This window comes from Flavobacterium succinicans LMG 10402, from assembly GCF_000611675.1.
Classification (GTDB): domain Bacteria; phylum Bacteroidota; class Bacteroidia; order Flavobacteriales; family Flavobacteriaceae; genus Flavobacterium; species Flavobacterium succinicans.
Map to the genome: position 1 here is coordinate 1 of NZ_JATV01000019.1, position 18,331 is coordinate 18,331.

At 35.1% G+C, this 18,331-nt stretch carries 14 protein-coding genes and 1 pseudogene; 3 read left to right on the forward strand and 12 right to left on the reverse strand.

What is annotated here, in order from left to right:
• From AO58_RS18325 to AO58_RS0115250, 7 genes and pseudogenes are all read right to left on the reverse strand, one after another.
• Positions 1–126 (reverse strand): annotated as a pseudogene (locus tag AO58_RS18325) (IS1595 family transposase); the annotation flags it as partial.
• Positions 127–164: 38 nt separating this feature from the next.
• Positions 165–1,115 (reverse strand): DUF4062 domain-containing protein, encoded by a 951-nt coding sequence (locus tag AO58_RS17375; protein WP_211516864.1) that lies wholly within the window; start codon positions 1,113–1,115, stop codon positions 165–167.
• A 94-nt stretch (positions 1,116–1,209) separates the two neighbouring features.
• On the reverse strand, positions 1,210–2,409 hold the full coding sequence (locus AO58_RS0115230; RefSeq protein WP_035717937.1) for a tetratricopeptide repeat protein: 1,200 nt from the start codon (positions 2,407–2,409) through the stop codon (positions 1,210–1,212).
• Between the two features lie 140 nt (positions 2,410–2,549).
• Complete coding sequence (locus AO58_RS0115235; RefSeq protein WP_024982519.1) at positions 2,550–3,227, reverse strand: metal-dependent hydrolase; 678 nt, start codon at positions 3,225–3,227, stop codon at positions 2,550–2,552.
• A gap of 39 nt (positions 3,228–3,266) precedes the next feature.
• Positions 3,267–4,229 (reverse strand): 1,4-dihydroxy-2-naphthoate octaprenyltransferase, encoded by a 963-nt coding sequence (gene menA, locus AO58_RS0115240; protein WP_024982520.1) that lies wholly within the window; start codon positions 4,227–4,229, stop codon positions 3,267–3,269.
• 147 nt (positions 4,230–4,376) lie between these two features.
• Positions 4,377–5,207, reverse strand: coding sequence for a 1,4-dihydroxy-2-naphthoyl-CoA synthase (locus AO58_RS0115245; protein ID WP_024982521.1), 831 nt, complete (start codon positions 5,205–5,207; stop codon positions 4,377–4,379).
• Between the two features lie 725 nt (positions 5,208–5,932).
• Positions 5,933–6,787, reverse strand: coding sequence for a CvfB family protein (locus tag AO58_RS0115250; protein ID WP_024982522.1), 855 nt, complete (start codon positions 6,785–6,787; stop codon positions 5,933–5,935).
• A gap of 175 nt (positions 6,788–6,962) precedes the next feature.
• Between AO58_RS0115250 and AO58_RS0115255 the strand changes: the two genes are divergently transcribed.
• Complete coding sequence (locus AO58_RS0115255) at positions 6,963–8,315, forward strand: M28 family metallopeptidase (RefSeq protein ID WP_024982523.1); 1,353 nt, start codon at positions 6,963–6,965, stop codon at positions 8,313–8,315.
• A 217-nt stretch (positions 8,316–8,532) separates the two neighbouring features.
• On the opposite strand, the gene AO58_RS0115260 is transcribed toward AO58_RS0115255, so the two are convergent.
• Positions 8,533–8,874 (reverse strand): DUF2853 family protein, encoded by a 342-nt coding sequence (locus tag AO58_RS0115260; protein ID WP_024982524.1) that lies wholly within the window; start codon positions 8,872–8,874, stop codon positions 8,533–8,535.
• Positions 8,875–8,965: 91 nt separating this feature from the next.
• Positions 8,966–10,624 (reverse strand): 2-succinyl-5-enolpyruvyl-6-hydroxy-3-cyclohexene-1-carboxylic-acid synthase, encoded by a 1,659-nt coding sequence (gene menD / locus AO58_RS0115265; protein ID WP_024982525.1) that lies wholly within the window; start codon positions 10,622–10,624, stop codon positions 8,966–8,968.
• 138 nt (positions 10,625–10,762) lie between these two features.
• On the opposite strand from menD, the gene AO58_RS0115270 reads away from it, so the two are divergent.
• Positions 10,763–11,260: a GNAT family N-acetyltransferase gene (locus AO58_RS0115270; RefSeq protein WP_024982526.1), complete on the forward strand. Its 498-nt coding sequence runs from the start codon at positions 10,763–10,765 to the stop codon at positions 11,258–11,260.
• Between the two features lie 727 nt (positions 11,261–11,987).
• Complete coding sequence (locus AO58_RS0115275; protein WP_024982527.1) at positions 11,988–12,935, forward strand: tRNA dihydrouridine synthase; 948 nt, start codon at positions 11,988–11,990, stop codon at positions 12,933–12,935.
• A 331-nt stretch (positions 12,936–13,266) separates the two neighbouring features.
• Here AO58_RS0115275 and AO58_RS0115280 read toward each other — a convergent pair whose 3' ends face one another.
• From AO58_RS0115280 to kdsB, 3 genes are all read right to left on the reverse strand, one after another.
• Positions 13,267–13,854: a glutathione peroxidase gene (locus AO58_RS0115280; protein ID WP_024982528.1), complete on the reverse strand. Its 588-nt coding sequence runs from the start codon at positions 13,852–13,854 to the stop codon at positions 13,267–13,269.
• Between the two features lie 132 nt (positions 13,855–13,986).
• The gene (locus AO58_RS0115285; RefSeq protein WP_024982529.1) at positions 13,987–17,178 is read right to left on the reverse strand and encodes a cytochrome c biogenesis protein; all 3,192 of its coding nucleotides are present in this window, start codon (positions 17,176–17,178) and stop codon (positions 13,987–13,989) included.
• 180 nt (positions 17,179–17,358) lie between these two features.
• A complete protein-coding gene (kdsB, locus tag AO58_RS0115290) occupies positions 17,359–18,087 on the reverse strand; it encodes a 3-deoxy-manno-octulosonate cytidylyltransferase (protein WP_024982530.1) in 729 nt (242 codons plus the stop codon).
• Positions 18,088–18,331: the final 244 nt, after the last annotated feature.

An 18,331-nucleotide genomic window follows, 5' to 3' on the forward strand; every position in this document is an offset into this window, starting at 1 on the left:
CCGTTTACATTTATATCCGTCCGCCCATTTTATTTGTGAAAGATAAGTCAAACAATAATTATCATCTTTAAATCTATTATGAAATTTTATCGAATTCACTCCTCTGAAAATATTTCTATCTGCCATAAGGCTAAGATAATTATTTGCGACCTAAGCGCCTATACCTATAAGTTTATTTGCCCATTTTTATCAGTAATAGTTTCTAATTCAATTAGCTGTAAAGCTGAAAATTGAATTTTTATAGTTTGAAAATCTTGGTCTCTTATATAACTTATTCCAGAGTCAACAAAATTATGTATTGTCTCGTATATAGCTTGTGAAAGTTTTTCTTTTACATATGAATCATTTGGCTTCTTTAAAAGATAAGGTGATATTAGTGCAAAAATTTCACCCCAAGTTATTTTTTTAGACCAATTTGATTCAACATCGTGATGATATTGATTATTCCAATATGTATGTTTTCCTGAAACTTCGATTAAATCTTCAATTTCTGCAAGATTCTCTATCTCGGGTTTGTTTTCATTTATGGTAATTTGTGATCTTAACACTTGATTTTCTTTTCTTATTTCGTTTAACTCAACATAGACTTCAGGATTTGATGTCAAATTTGCTCTTATCCATCCAACTGCAGGATATGCCTTAATTGTTTTAGGCAAATTTAAAGCTACTAAACCGGGCAATTCTTCTGCATTTTTCCAAAATTTAATTAATCTATTTGTTGCTACTTTATCTTTAAAATCTTGAAGTTTTTGTCTTAAAACTGAATCTTTTTCAGACTTCCCTAAAGGAATTTCATCAGGACTTGAATGAACAAAAGCAATAACTTTTATATTCTTTGAGATTGCATAATCATATTCCATTTCTGTGTAACTTATGCCTTCTGCAGAAAGAGAGCCATATCTTCCTCCTATGATTAATATGTAATAGTCGCAATCATCAATTACTTTCTTAATAAATTCGAATTGTTCTTCATCAATCGCAGGAAAAATTTCCATTCCTGCGGGGATACAATCTAACTCCATTATTGCTTGAATAACTTTTGCTCTTTCATCTTTTAAATCAGCATAAGTAGAACTTATAAAAACTTGATATCTTTTATTCATTATTTTCTTCATTCTGGTATAATTACTCCTAACAAACATATATGCGTAATAGCATAATCTTGTTTATTCTCTCTAAAATAAAAAAATAAAAAAGCCATCGCTAAGTCTACTCAAAAAGACTCAATACCCTCTCAAAATCATCAGATTTAATTCCCAGTTTTTGAAAGGTTTCGAAATCCACTTTGGTCTTTTCAACCCAACTCAAACTATCGGTGACATTTTGATTTTGGTACTTTTTGTAAATCGCTTTGGCAGACTTGTAGTTGTCATTTAACAAATAAGCGTGGGCTAAATTCAACTTAATCAACAACTCAGTATCGTCTAAGCGTTCGCCGTCTTGCAAAAATTTAATGGCTTTGCCGTATTGTTTGGTCAACAAATAACTGGTTCCAATAGCATTATAATCTTGCACTTTGCCTTTGCCATCATTGATAATCATCTTTAGTTTGGTGATGGCTTCGCCGTGCTTCCCTTGTTTTGCTAATTGGTCCGCCTGCTTTCTTGCGTCTGCATAGGTTGTATTGGACACGCTAGATTCACCAAAACAGCTGTTACCAAAATCTTTAAAAGCTTTGTTACGCTCTTCTTTTAATAGCTTTTGAAATTCGGTGTGGGTGTATTTGTTTTGGATTTTGTCTAAAACACAAACACAAAAGTCGTCCGAATTGGTCATTTTTTGCGCCATTGTTGAGGTCTTACACTGCTCAATAATGTTTTTTCGATTGCTTGCGTTCCAGCCACGGCTCAATTTATAATCGACCCAAGGCACAACCTCTAGCACTATTTTTTGCTTCATAATCCAATTCTTGCTTTCGAAGCCAAACCAAATAACATTGGATTGCAAACAAGTGGATTTATCCGTCGATAAGCGTTTGGCGTCTTTGCTCAAAGGGGTTTCTTGCAAGAAGCAAGCCTCTGTGGTACTCCCTGTTTTTTGATAGTTTGTAGCTGCAGTATTTGAAGAAAAAATAGCGTATTGGCATTTATCATCGCCAGAGATTTTAGACAAGATAAACACCGCACCAGCCGAACCTTGACTAATTCCAGTAGGGTCTGGAATGGATTTTAGTACTGAAACCAAACTTCCCGCCATTTGTTGGTTCTCGTCTAGTAACGTAATGCGGTACACGACTTCGGTGGTTCCAACAGGTAAGTCTTCTGTTTTGATGATGATTCGGTCTCTTGCAGAAACGATAATTTCTTTGGAAGTAGCTCTTTCTTTGTCCCAATAGCCCGTTTTTTGGGCTAGAAGTGATGGAGAACAACAAAATACTATAAAAAGTAAAAGGAATGTTTTTTTAATCATAATTAAAATATAAAAACAAAGCGTGATGAATGCACTCGACCCTAGCCCTGATGGGAACGACATCCTTTACTGCCGGGGTTCGGCAGTAAAGATATAGTGGACAGCAGGAAACAGCTCCTGACTCTTACTATATCAAATGACTATAATTCTATCGACTCGCCAATGGATAAAAGCATTAGGTCTTTTCCTTTGTCGAAAAATTTCTTGATGGCTTGTTCGTGATTGATTTCTATGAAACCAAAAGTATCAAAATGACAGCCCAACACTTTGTCGCATTCTACAAAATCTGAAGCAATAATCGCGTCTTCAATGTCCATCGTGAAGCAATCGCCAATTGGGAAAATCGCCAAATCTAGTTTGGTGCGCATTGGGATTAATTTCATATCCATTGTTAGTGCTGTATCGCCAGAGATGTAGATGTTTTTGTGTTCCCCTTCGATTACAAATCCACCAGGATTCCCACCGTAAGTTCCGTCTGGGAAGGCGCTTGAGTGAACCGCAGCCACGTACTTTACTTTTCCGAAATCGAAAGTCCAGCTTCCGCCGTGATTCATAGGATGAAATTTTAGTTCTTTGGCACCGAAATAATTGGCTATTTCCCAATTGGAAACAATCACAGCATCGGTGCGTTTAGCAATAGCCTCGACATCTTGCACATGGTCAAAATGAGCATGAGTAATCAAAATGTAATCTGCTTTTAGTTCATTCACATTGATATGGCTAGCTTTTGGGTTTCCAGTAATAAAAGGATCTACCAAAATATGTTTTCCTGCCACTTCAATTCCAATACAAGCGTGTCCGTAAAATGTAATTTTCATAACTTAATAATTAAAAATTGAAAGATTGAAAGAAGCCTTTTATCGACCACCCATAAAAGTATTCACAATAACGTCTGAGAAGAAATAAATCATGCACAATGAAAAAAGAACTGACAAAAAGAAAGTACTCAAGGCTACTTTTTTCAATTCAGGATCTAATTCTTTAGGGTTGGTATTTTTTTTCACCGTATCCAAATGTTTTACCAAAGGGTAATAGGCTAATAAAAACAAGTATTGATCGATATTAAAATTATTGAGTAAAGCAAAGACAACAAACACCCCCATTGCAGCGATAATTAGAAAATAATGGTATTTTTTGGCCTTTTCACCGCCCATTTGTACCACGATTGTATTCTTTCCAGATTTTCTATCCGAAGCTTCGTCACGCATATTGTTTAAGTTAAGCACCGCGACACTCAATAATCCGATACCAATGGCAGGCAAAAACAAATCGAAATCCAATTGCTTAGAATACAAAAAGTTAACTCCTAGCGTGCTTACCAATCCGAAGAATATAAATACAAAAACGTCTCCGTATCCGCGATATCCATAAGCAGATGTTCCCACTGTATATTTGATGGCTGAGGCGATAGCCAAAACCCCAAGTACTAAATAGAACAACGAATACACAAAATTGGTGTCTCCAAAAGCAATATAAATTAATGTAATGGCTGATAAAAGTGTAAGTATAGAAGTGATGATTATGGCACGCTTCATCGCTGGCGCAGAAATCACTCCACTTTGAATGGCACGTTTAGGCCCTACTCTATCTTCGTTATCGGTGCCTTTTACGCCATCTCCATAATCATTGGCAAAGTTTGACAATACTTGTAGCCCTAAAGTCGTAAGCAAAGCAAAGCCTAAAATAAACCAATTGAACACTTCGGTTGGTGTTAAAATAGCTTCTGTTGGATGCGCTAAGGCATACATACTCCCCACAATTATTCCCGATACGGATAATGGTAAAGTTCTTAATCGTGCGGCTTGAATCCAGTGTTTCATTTTTTATTTTTTGTTTTTAAAATGTTTAAAAGTTTAAGGTTCTTTACTAGGTTTAAGGTTGTTTAAAGGTTTAAAAAAAATCAAAATGCAATTTTTAAACCTTAAACTATTTCAAACAAATTTAAACCATTGAACAACTATAAACTTTTAAGGCAACCATTTCTTTTCGAAGTTAGGTTTGCGTTTTTCTAGGAATGCATTTCTACCTTCTTTGGCTTCTTCGGTCATGTAAGCTAAACGAGTGGCTTCGCCAGCAAAGACTTGCTGTCCTACCATACCGTCATCGGTTAGATTCATAGCAAATTTCAGCATTTTGATGGCCATTGGTGATTTTGCCAATACCTCTTGTGCCCATTGATAAGCAGTTTCTTCTAATTCATCGTGTGGAATCACAGCATTGACCATACCCATTTCAAAAGCTTCTTGAGCAGAATAATTGCGTCCTAAAAAGAATATTTCACGGGCTTTTTTCTGTCCTACCATTTTGGCCAAGTACGCTGAACCATAACCGCCATCAAAACTGGTTACATCGGCATCTGTTTGTTTAAAAATAGCGTGTTCTTTACTAGCTAAAGTCATATCGCAAACTACGTGCAAACTGTGTCCACCACCAACAGCCCATCCTGGTACCACCGCAATAACAACTTTTGGCATAAAACGGATTAAACGTTGTACTTCTAGAATGTTCAAACGATGTTGTCCATCATCTCCTACATAGCCTTGATGACCTCTGGCATTTTGGTCACCACCACTGCAGAATGAATACACTCCATCTTTGGTAGAAGGACCTTCGGCAGACAATAAGACTACTCCAATTGAAGTATCTTCTTGAGCATCATAAAAAGCTTGGTATAATTCGGAAGTCGTTTTGGGCCTGAAAGCGTTACGAACATTAGGTCTGTTGAATGCAATTCTAGCTACACCATTGCATTTCTTATAGGTTATATCTTCAAATTCTCTAGCGGTAATCCATTCCATTCGTTACAATTTTAAATTTTAGTGTAAAAATAAAGCATTTTTCTATTTTATACTATTCTTATTGAATAAGCTTTGATAATCCTAATCTGACGAATCTTTTTGAAGTGTTAAAATTGGTTAGAAATTCAGTCTATTTAACAAAGGTGAACTAAAAAAAACAGTACTTTTAATTATTGCTAATCAAGGTTGTACATCTTTTTTTGAGTATGGATTAGCACGATTTTTAACTGAATTATTAACCTTAAAAAATGAAAACTTTTGAAATTATTTAAAAAAAATGTCGCTCAATTTTTTTCGGAAAGAATGATAAAATCTACTTCAAAAACAATTGAGCAAATGGTTGATTCGTTTGCAAAAAATACTAGAACATAATAGTAGCACCTACAGTTAACAATAAGCGTTTCAATTTGGTTGCCTAAAAGAAATAAGGGAGTTTAACCACAATCGAATCCTTACAATTTATATAAGAACTAATGGTTTTATTGCAAGGTTAATTCTATTATTTTGAACCAATCGAAAATTCCATTTAAAGACAAAACATTCAATAGGTATTTTACACTTAAGTTAATCTATTATAAGCAGTTACTTTACGTTAAAAACTGTTGTTTTTCAGGTGATACAAAGACCTTACGAATGCATCCTTTTTGAAGACAATATGTCATCAAAAGAGAAAAGGCTAACCGTATATCGATTAGCCTTTTTTTTGCAATATGAAAATTGTAAAATTACTCTTGTATTAGGTGAATTCCGTCTTCTTTAATTTCGATTACTTTATCTCTATAAAGTGCACCAATAGCTTTTTTGAATGTTTTTTTACTCATCTTCAAAACCGTTTTTATGTCTTCTGGATGCGAATTGTCATTTAATCGCAAGAAACCGCGACTTGCTCTTAATTCATTCAAAATCTTTTCAGCATTAGGCTCAATGTTTTGATAGCCTTGAACTTGTAAAGCCACGTCTATTTTGTTATCAGGGCGTATATTTTTAATGTACCCTCTCATTCTATCTCCGGTGCGAATGGCATCATCGTAGACTTCATCTTTGTAAAGTAATCCTTTGTGTTGTTCGTTGATTATAACATTAATCCCTATTTCGGTAATATGCGAAACGATTAAATCTACTTCTTCTCCTTTTTCAACTGTAAGCACATCATTACTCAAAAACTGATTGGTTTTACTAGAAGCGACCAAACGATTCGTTTTTTCATCCATGTACAAATGCACCAAATAGCGTTTTCCTTTTTCCATAGGTCGGGCTTGCTCTTTGAATGGAACCAAAATATCTTTTTCCATTCCCCAATCCATGAATGCTCCCACTTGATTGATATAATTCACTCGCAACAAGGCGAACTCATTCAATAAAATATAAGGTTCTAAAGTGGTAGCTACAGGTCGTTGTTCATGGTCCAAATACACAAAAACAATCAATTCTTCTCCAATCTCAAATTCGTTAGGAACATATTTGTTAGGCAAAAGGATATCATGAATTCCTTCTGGATCTTTTTCGGGGTTGCCTAAAAACAAACCTACTTTGGTATCTCTTAAAATGGTTAGGGTATTGTATTTTCCTATTTGAATCATTTTCTTCTATTTTCTATGGCGCAAAGGTACAAAGACTTTGCTATATTCTTGAGTTAAGCGCTGAGATTCTTCGATGTATCTTGTGAAGTACACAGTTGTACAAGTGTTAATCTCTAAATCAAAATACCTAAAACTATTTTAATTGTTTAAATTTGAAAAAATCAAACTAACTCCAATGAAACGAACCGTACTTTTTCAACTCTTTTTACTACTTCTTGTAGCTCCAAATGTACATTCTCAAATCACAACTTCTGACCCAGAAATTGCTAAAATGGTTCAAGAAGTCAAAACCGAAAACCTCGAAACTATAGTAAAAAAATTAGTCTCTTTTGGTACACGACATACTTTAAGTGATACTAAAAGTAACACCCGCGGAATAGGTGCTGCTCAGCGTTGGGTAAAATCAGAATTTGACAAATACGCATTAGCATCAAATAGAAGATTAACCTCTAAAATTGATTATTTCACCATCAAAGCCGATGGCAAACGAATAGCCGTTGATAGCGAATTAGGCAATGTAATGGCGACCCTAAAGGGAACTGACCCAAACGATGATCGTGTTTTGATTATTAGTGGTCATTTGGATTCTCGTGCTTCAGATGTAATGGATGCCAAATCGGATGCACCAGGAGCCAATGATGATGGTTCGGGAGTAGCTTGTGTAATGGAATTAGCGAGAATTATGAGTCAAAGAGAATTTCCTTTTACCCTTATATTCGTTGCTGTAGTCGGAGAAGAACAAGGATTGTATGGTGCAAAACACCTTGCTGACGTAGCGAAAGCACAAAAATGGAATTTGATTGCCATGCTCAATAATGACATGATTGGCAATAGTTTATCTAGCGGTACCCAACTGCGCGATAACACTCAAGTTCGCGTATTTAGCGAAACGATTCCTTATACCGAAACGGAGGCAGAAGCCAAAATGAGAAAAGCTACCAATCGCGACAATGATAGTCCGTCCCGACAATTAGCCCGCTATATCAAAACGGTAACCAATCAATATGTACCACAACTAGACATTCAATTGGTGTACCGTAATGATCGTTTTTTAAGAGGTGGTGACCATACTCCCTTTAGCCAAAATGGTTTTACAGCGATTCGTTTTTGTGAAATGAATGAGAACTATGACCATCAACATCAAAACGTTCGCAAAGAAAACAACATTCAATATGGCGATTTACCCGAGTTCATGGACTTTGAATACATGCGTAAAGTAACCTGCTCTAATTTGGCTACTTTCAGCAATTTAGCTTGGTCACCCAAAGCACCAGAAAACGTCGGAATTGAAGTCAAAGAACTAACCAATTCTTCCGTATTAGTTTGGCAAGCTCCACAAGGAAAACCCATTTTTGGATACAACATCTTAATAAGAGAAACAAGCGCTTCTCATTGGCAAAAAGCAGTTTTTACAAAAGACAACAAAATAGAAATCCCCTACTCAAAAGACAATTATTTCTTTGCCGTACAGTCTGTAGATGCTTTAGGGCATGCTAGTTTGCCCGTATTTCCAATTCCTATTCGTTAAAATACGCCTCGCATAGCTCAAAATCAAAAAGTTTTGATATTTTTGAAAACAACAAAAAAAACAATCATGAGAAATTCAAAATACTTAAAAGTAGTAGTCATTGTTTTAATCGTTCTTTTTCTGGTTGCAAGTGTAATCGGTTAAGCAAACGGCTTTCCATAAAACAAACAAAAAGCGCCAATTAAGGCGCTTTTTATTTAAAAGGTAATTCACTTTACTAGTTGTACACACTTTCTTTTTTGAAATGCACGGTCAACAAATAATATACCACTGCTCTATATTTATTGGCATTTGATTTTCCATACTGTTCCATCACAGCATCAATGGAACTATCTAATTCTGGCCCATCTGCAAGTCCTAATTTCCCAATCAAGAAATTCTTTTTTACCGTTTCTAATTCCGAAGGCTGACTTCCTGCTACAGTAGCGGAATCGGCATTGTAAATAGATGGTCCACAACCAATGGTTACTTTCGTAAGTAAATCCATGTCTGGAGTTACACCACACTTTTCTTTTAAATCTGAGGCATACTTAACGATTAATTCTTCTCTGGAACTCATAGAATAAAGTTTAAAATTTATTATTTGTTTTTTTTTATAACTCTCTCAAATTTAAACATTTAATCTTTTATATTATTACCAAATCAATAATTTATATCAACTCTTTAAAATATTGCAACAAAATCTTATCGTTTTCAACCGTTGGGGTGAAGATTTCTAATAGTTGAGGTTGTTCATTTTGCTGAAACAAAGTGGCAATTGCCTCATCTAAACTTGCTGCATCCGTTGCTTTACTGTATGCTAAACCATACATTTTAGCCAAATGTTCCGCAGTTAAGCGATGTGAGGTTTCGAAAAAAGTATTAAAAACCGGAGTTTCATTATGTCCTGGTAAAATTCTAAAGATTCCTCCGCCTCCATTATTGATAAGGATGATTTTGAAATCTTTTGGAATATAATTGTTCCAAAGGGCGTTACTATCGTAGAAAAAACCAATATCGCCGCCCAAAAAAATTGTTGGTTTTCCATTAGCAACAGCCGCTCCAATGGCAGTCGACGTACTTCCGTCAATACCGCTTGTTCCTCGGTTACAAAAAACCTCAATCGATGGGTCAATATCAATCAACTGAGCGTATCGAATGGCCGAACTGTTACTGATTTGCAATTGAGAATTTTTAGGCAAATTCGAAATTACTTTATCAAAAACCATAAAATCACAAAACGGCATTTTAGAAACATACCAATCGTGTTTTTGCTTGCGCAAATATTTCACATGCGCTAATTGGGAAGAATAATTGCTCTTAACTTTTTGTGCCAAAGGATAAAATGCGGTAAAAAAGGTATTAGGATGTACTTCAAAATGATGCGTTAAAGCACCAAAAGTATCGTAAGCTCTTAAAGGGTCAATGTGCCAATGGTGTTTGGGCTTATACTTTCTTAAAAAAGCTTTGATGCGTTTGGACACCACCATTCCTCCAAAAGTCACCAAAATATCGGGTTGAAACTCTTCGAAGTCTTCTTTTGTAAACGGCGTAATGATCGTATCGATATTGTTGACAAAACTCGGATGGTGAATATTCGAAGTCGTTTCGGTCATCACTATAATCGAATCGTCATTCGCAATCACATTAATCGACTTCGCATTGGCATCCAAACCACTAACGCCTACCAAAATCATTTTCTTTTTGGAGGCATTCCAAATCTCCGCAAAAGGCGTTAAATCACCTAATGGCTTATCAACGGTAGCGGGAATCGTTGCATCAATATGAGCATTTACCGTAAAAGCTTCAACAGTTTCATACAATGGTTCTTCGAAAGGCGCATTGATATGAACGGGACCTTTTTGGGTAATCGAAGTATTAATCGCTTCGTTGATTTTTACATCATTCTCGAAAGAAGCGTCTTCGGTTAAATTGGCATTGTATAACGAATGATTCAGGAAAACATTCTCTTGACGAATCGTTTGTCCGTCACCAATGTCTATCTTGCTTTGTGGACGGTCTGCAGAAAGTACTATCAATGGAATTTGACTATAAAAAGCCTCTGCAAATGCAGGATAATAATTCAGTAATGCCGAACCAGAAGTACACACCACGGCCACTGGCTTTTGCGTTTGTTGGGCAATTCCCATCGCAAAAAATGCAGCGCAACGCTCGTCGGCAATGCTATAACAAGTAAAATCAGGATGACTCGCAAAACCAATCGTTAAAGGGGCATTTCGAGAACCTGGAGAGATAACTATTGTTTGAATTCCTTTGGCTAAAAAAATCTGAAGTATGCTTTGTGCTAAAGGTATTTTGGGATAAACCATTTTTGAATTTGGAAATTAGATGTTAAAAAAGTTAGAAGTTATAGTACTTCAACTTGAGCGGCAAAGTTACAAACTTGAGTACCGAAAACCTTCAAATCGTATCAATTTTTCCTATTTTTGGATAGAAATACTTTAAAAATGAAAATCGAAATCAGACCCTACCAAACCGAAGATACACAAGCCATATTGGACATCATCAACTATAACATTTTGCATTCAACCGCTTTGTATGATTACAACATCAGAACGTATGAACAACAAAAAGCGATTTTGTATGATAAATTATCCAAAAAATTCCCTGTAATCGTAGCCGAAGCAGAGGGGCAAGTGGTTGGTTTTGGAATGTACAGCGAGTTTCGTTTTAGAGAAGCCTATAAATTTACTGTCGAACATTCTGTCTATGTAGCGAATGATTACCACGGAAAAGGAATTGGAAACTTATTATTAGCAGAACTAATTGCTTTGGCCAAAGCCCAAAAACTCCACACAATGATTGCAGTTATCGATGCCGAAAATCAAGGTAGTGTGTTGTTTCATGAAAAATTCGGATTCAAAACTGTGGGTATCATCAAAGAATCGGGCTTTAAATTTGATCGTTGGTTGCATTCGGTATTCATGCAATTGATTTTGGAATAAAGTAGTTTTGTTTAGCCACGAATTCACGAATTATTATTTATCTATTCGTGCGTTCGTACTAAATAATAGCCACGAATGCACGAATTATTTTTTTATTGAATTAGAGGTAATTACCCCGTTATTTTTCTTTCAATTGGCTCCAGGTTTAGCTGGAGTTATGAAGATTGTTTTATTATATAGTTTGAATTGACTCCAGCTTTAGCTAGAGTTATTAAGATTGTTTTATTATATAGTTTGAATTGACTCCAGCTTTAGCTAGAGTTATTAAGATTGTTTAATTATATAGTTTGAATTGACTCCAGCTTTAGCTGGAGATAAAAGGAATGATTGCATTGGCTTTAGCCAAATAAAAGCAGCTAATTTTGGCTAAAGCCATTAAAACATTCAAATTTTACCCCTCCAACTAAAGTTGGAGGCAATTAATGTCCAAAAAAATACCTAAAATAATTACAATTAGAGTAATCTGTCGGCTTCGTTTTATTTTACAGATTCTTGAATTCGTACTAAATAATAGCCACGAATTAAATTTTAAATTCATAGCAGAAAAACAACACAAATTTTTAAGTTTTCTTGAATTTGAGTAATCTGTCGGCTTCGTTTTATTTTATTAATTCGTGAATTCGTGGCTAAAAAAATAAAACTCAATAAATTCGTGGCTAAAAAACAGAAAATAATTAATGAGTCGCCTTCCGCTTGAATGACTTATCTTTGCAGCTTTATTACGACTATGAGTTTCACATTGCTTTCTTCACCTTTACAAGGATTCACCGATTACCGATTTCGAAATGCACAACAAAAATATTTTGGCGGCATCGACACTTTTTATTCGCCTTATATTCGGCTGAACGGAAAATTACTCATCAAAAATTCCTATCACAGAGATTTACTCCCAGAAAACAATGCTACGCTTGAAGTAATTCCGCAAGTAATTACGAACGATGCCGAAGAATTTTTATTTGTTGCTCGCTATGTAAAAGAATTGGGGTACAAAGAACTTAATTGGAATCTAGGTTGCCCCTACCCGATGGTTACCAAATCAGGAATGGGTTCAGGACTCATCAGCAATACAGAAAAAATCAATCACATACTCGACAGAGCGCATACCGAAACAGATATTATTGTATCCATGAAAATGCGTTTGGGCTACGAATCGCCACAAGAAATACTAGACGTCCTTCCTATTTTGGACCAATATCCCATAAAAAACATTGCCATTCACGCTCGTTTAGGAAAACAATTGTACAAAGGAGGTGTCGATTTGGAAGGGTTTCAAAACTGCATTGACACTACCAAACACAAGTTGTATTACAACGGGGACATCACTTCGGTGGCGCAATTTCAAAAGATGCAGCAACGTTTCCCGAGTATCGACCACTGGATGATTGGGCGCAGATTGATTGCAGACCCCTTTCTTCCCAGTATGATTAAAAACAATACTTTCGAATACCCAAAAAATAAAATGGAAGTGTTTAGTCAGTTTCATGATACACTTTACGAAGGCTATAGTGAATCCTTATCTGGTGCTACTCATATTTTATTGAAAATGCATCATTTGTGGGAGTATTTTTCGGTGCTTTTTTCAAATCCACACAAAGTACACAAGCAAATTAAAAAGGCCAAAAGTATCCGAAATTACGAGGCTGCTGTAAATGAAATTATAGATAAAGAATCGTAAAATTTATCGCAAATTGTATTGTCTTTAAGTCGTTTTGAAACGGAACACGGATGATGCCATAGCAATCGCTTTTCAAAAAGTAGCCACGAATTCAAAAATTGTTTCCATAATGCCATCGAAATAGATGTAAAATTTCTCAAATAGTAGGGTTTTAAGAATCTGCGGAATTAAAACCACATTAAAATCTGGGTTTAATTAGTGAATACGTGGCAAAAAATGCGAATTTGAGGTTTTCATTAAATGTAAAAATTTGAATATACTCCAAAAAAAAGAGCCTGCTAAGCAAACTCTTTTTCAAATTAAATTTCTAAAACTAAATATATAAAACAAACTAACTTTTTATCCAATTCACAATTTTTGGGTCGGTTGGTAAGGTTCTAGGTGAAATAACATCAACTAATTCGCCATTTTCATTCAACAAGTATTTTTGGAAATTCCATTCAACTTCAGAATCTTTTAGTCCGTTTTTAGCTTTTTGAGTCAAAAACTGGTACACAGCACACATATCGCTTCCTTTTACCGAAACTTTATCCATCATCGGGAAAGTTACCCCGTAATTTTGTTGACAGAACGTAGCTATTTCCTCTTTGGTTCCTGGCTCTTGTGAGGCAAAATTATTCGCTGGAAAACCAACAATTACAAATCCTTTGCTGCTGTATTCTTTATACAAGGCTTCTAAATCTTTGTATTGAGGGGTCAAACCACATTTGGAAGCGGTGTTGACAATCATTATTTTTTTCCCTTTCAACGAAGCGAAATCAAAAGTGTCTCCTGATAAATCGGTTACTTTAAATTGATAGATGGTTTCTTTGGCAAGATTGGTAGTCATAACTGTAGAATTAACTTTTGAGGTTTGTGCTTGATTTTGACAACTAAAAAATAGTAATGCTAGGCTTACTATGGAAACTAATTTTTTCATCTTATAATTTTTCATAAAAGTAACCATTTATTCGTTTCAAAAAAATCTTGATTAGACCAACAAAAGTTAATCTTAAAAAAAAAAATCAGCTGATGGTAAAACAGCTGATTTTGAATTTAAATGGTAGTAACGTTATTTTTTATAAAACTTCTTATACTTTGGATAGGTTAAGGCTCCGATGAACGTAATGGTTCCTATGGAATACCAAATCCAACTCAATGATTTCGCTTCGCCACTCGCATAAGAATGTAAACCTACCAAATGGAAATTTACTCCATAATAGGTGAATAAAATCGAAAGAAAAGCAAACATACTCATCAAATTAAATATCCATTTTCCTCTTAACGAAGGAACGAATCGCATGTGAATCACAAAGGCATACACCATAATACTGATCAAAGCCCAAGTTTCTTTTGGATCCCAACCCCAATAGCGTCCCCAACTTTCGTTAGCCCATTGACCACCCAAAAAGTTTCCTATCGTTAGCATCACCAATCCAATAGTTAATGCCATTTCATTAATATAAGTTAACTCTTGGATGTTCAAATCCATTTTGGCTTTGTTCTTTTCATTAGTAAAGAAAATCAACAACAAAGAAACAAATCCTAGAATCATCCCTAGCGCAAACGGTCCATAACTCGCTACAATTACTGCCACGTGTATCATTAACCAATACGAATTCAAAACCGGTTGCAGGTTTGCAATTTCTGGATCAATCCAGTTCAGAGATGCCGCCCATAAAATCATAGCCGTAACAAAGGCTGAAGAAGCTACAGTTAATTTTGATTTTCGGTCAAAAGCCAATCCGAAAAACATCGTGGCCCATGCAATATAAATAATCGATTCGTAAGCGTTACTCCAAGGTGCGTGACCAGAAATATACCATCTAGCTATTAATCCAACCGTGTGTAATGCAAATAAAAGTCCAATAAAAACATGGAATCCATTAATTATGATACGCAACACTTTTCTATCTTTAAAAATTTGAATGATTGTAAAAATCAACATCATCATTGCCGCTAGCAGATAGATATTTGGTAATTTTTGAAAAACATCATACTTATTGTAAGCTATTTCAAGATCAATCTTTTCTTCTGAAGGTCTAACTTTTGCACCAAATTTCTTTTGATATCCATTGATACTTTCTAACAATTCATCAGAAGTGTCATACGATTGGGTTTTAATGGCATTATTCAGTGTTCCAAAATACAAAGGCAAAATGCTTTTGGTATAGGTAGAATCCATCCCTTTTAAACCAGCTTCATTCAATTCTAAGAAGGAAACCCACTTTGAATTTTCATGATTGGGTATCGGGAAAATTTTCAAGATTCGTCCGCTCAACGCCGATTCCATCAAGTTGACTTTTTTATCCGTTTCGATAAAATCTTTTTCAAAACTATTAGGATTGGCTGCTTTGTAGGCTGCATCCAAATAAGGAGACAATTTGTAATTTCCTTTTTCATCAAAAAATTTGATAAATGGAACTAATTTAGCTTTGCTATCAACACCTATAATTTTACGAATACTGTCGTTTTTGGGTGTAATATATATCAAAGGTACTTCCAACCAAATATTCGCAAATTGGGTCATTGACAGAAACACTTGATCCGAGTTCATTCCTTTAAATGTATTATCATGACTCACTTTTCGCAACAATTCAGACGAAAAAGTATTGATTGGTTTCATCCTTCCGCCGGCATCTTGAATAATCAATCTACCAAATTTAGCGGCATGTTCTGCTTTGACCGTATTGGATTTCAAAAGCTCGTCCAATTCGGCTTCAGTTGGTGCTTTTCGGGTATGCATAACGGATTGCTCGTGATCATGGCCATCACCTTCTGCATGATTATGTCCTTCATGACTTTGTGCAAAACCTTGCAATCCAAAAAACAACAAGAAAATAGAAAGTAATTTAGCTTTCTTATTCTTTACTGCTTCTAACTTTCTTTTCAAATCACCAAAACGAGAATGTTTGGTAAATAATATCGCCATCATAGCAAAATACAATAAAAAGTACCCCAAATATGTGATGTTGGTTCCCCAGAAATCATGGTTTACCGAAAGAATAGTTCCTTTTTCATCTGGATCAAAACCCGATTGAAAGAAACGATATTGTTTATGATCCAACACATGATTCATATAAATACGCGCATCGAAATTTCCAGTGGAATCCAAAACAGTAACTTGACTCTCAAAAGCCGAATAACTCTTTTCTGTTCCAGGATATTTGGTGGCAATAAAATCGTTCAACTTCACTTTGAATGGCAATTGGTATTCTTTACTTCCGTAGAAAATAGCAAAATCTAATTTTCCGATTTTTACAGTTTTTACATCACCCGTTTTTCCTTTAGAACCCAAAACCGTTACTTTTTCAGTCTTTCCTTGTGAAGTGATGCTCAATACTAAAGCATCTTCATGATTTTTGGCTTTAAAATCATTATTTGATTCATATGCCACAACACCTTTAATAGCAGGTTCTGGAAATACAATACGCTTTTCACCAATAGAATATAAAGAACGCATCATCAAAGGTTGCACCACATCTTTGGCTACTTTGCCTTGTAGCTTATCCGCCATTCGCATAAAGTTTCCTTCAAATGGAGTTTGTATAGTGTATTCTTTTCCTGTAGTTGTGATATTGATAGCGCCTTCTGTGTATTTATTCAAAGCATACAATACGTTGTGAATGTTTTGTACTTCACCTTCTTTCAAGAAATGTTCTTCTCTTCCACCATCTCCGGCTTCTACAATCTTTAAATATAAAACTCCTTTGGGATCAGGTTTGATGTATTCTTTGGCACCCATGATAAAGTTTTCGTAATTGACTTCGAATGGAATGTCGGCAAAATTATCCGCAATCGAAAAATCATTGTTGGTTACTGGAGATAATAACACTGGTTTTTCGAAAGTACGACGCTTTGGTTCACCTTTGTATTCGCCATCCACAAAAACCGTAACAAAAGTTTTGTCAGAATAGATTCGGCTTTCTGTTGCTCCTTCACGAATGGGCATCATGCCTTCGTAACTAATATAACGCGTAATAAATGCGCCAATGATGATAAAAATAAAAGCCAAATGTAGCAATAAAGTAGCCCATTTTTCTTTTTTCAATAACTGATATCTTTTGATATTTCCGAAGAAATTAATCAAGAAAAAAACATGAATGGCTTCGAACCACCAAGCATTATAAATCCATATTTTGGCCGTATCCGTATTGTATTTACTTTCTATAAAAGTTCCAGCAGCCATAGCTACTGCATAAACAATAAACAACACCGCCATCAAGCGAGTGGAAAACAAAAAAGAGTAATATTTTTTATCCATTTAAATTACAAATTGGTTTGGTAAAAGTGTCGCAAAAGTACTTAAATATTATCACAAGGAATGACGACACTTGTTAATTATATCTAAAAAGGCCATGAAAATTAACTTTTTAAAGTCATTTTATGGCTCTTCTAAATTTAGTCCGAAATAAAGCAGTTTTTATAGTAGTACCACTCGTACTTAGCTCAAAAATAGTCTAGCCTTCTCTAAATCTTCAACCGTATCAATACCAATACCCACGTGTGCAGTTTCGACCATTTTGATTCGTTTCCCAAATTCCAAATAGCGTAATTGTTCTAATTTTTCGGAAGCTTCTAGGGATTTCATGGGTAAACTGTAAAAATCCAATAAGGCTTGTTTTCTAAAAGCATAAATTCCAATATGTTGCATATAGCACACCCCTACATTTCTCTCTCTTGGATAAGGAATTACTGAACGTGAAAAATACAACGCAAATCCATTTTGATCCACAACTACTTTTACATTATTAGGATTATTAATTTCGTCTTCATCTGTAATTTCTCGCATCAGCGAAGCCAAATCCACCTGATGATTCGTATCCTTTTTAAATACTTCAATTACTTTAGCTAAAGGCTCTGCATTGATGAATGGTTCATCGCCTTGCACATTGACCACGACATCTACATCGAGATTTTCAACTGCTTCAGCAATTCGATCACTCCCCGACTCATGCTCTTTGATACTCATGATGGCTTTTCCTCCGTTTGATACAATTTCATTATAGATGATATCAGAATCGGTTACCACAAACACATCATCAAAAAGTTGGGTGTTAATGGCGGCCTCATAAGTTCTTCTGATGATTGTTTTTCCACCTAAATCTTGCATTAATTTTGCTGGAAATCGCGTTGAGGCGTATCGAGCGGGAATGACTGCTATTATTTTCATTGTTTTATTTTTATTGCCGTTAAGGCTCTTAAAGAGTAAAGTTTTAAAATTTAAAGGACTTATTTAGGGGAAATCATTTTTAACCACATAGGAAAAGTATAAAATTTTTAGTTCTTATAAGAAAGCAATAGACGTTTTACTGTTCACAAAGTTACTATGTGTGAAATAGACCTATTTATTACATCAACAGCATTCAAAGATGAATATTATCCTATTTAAAATTACTTTTAACAAAGATATAAAA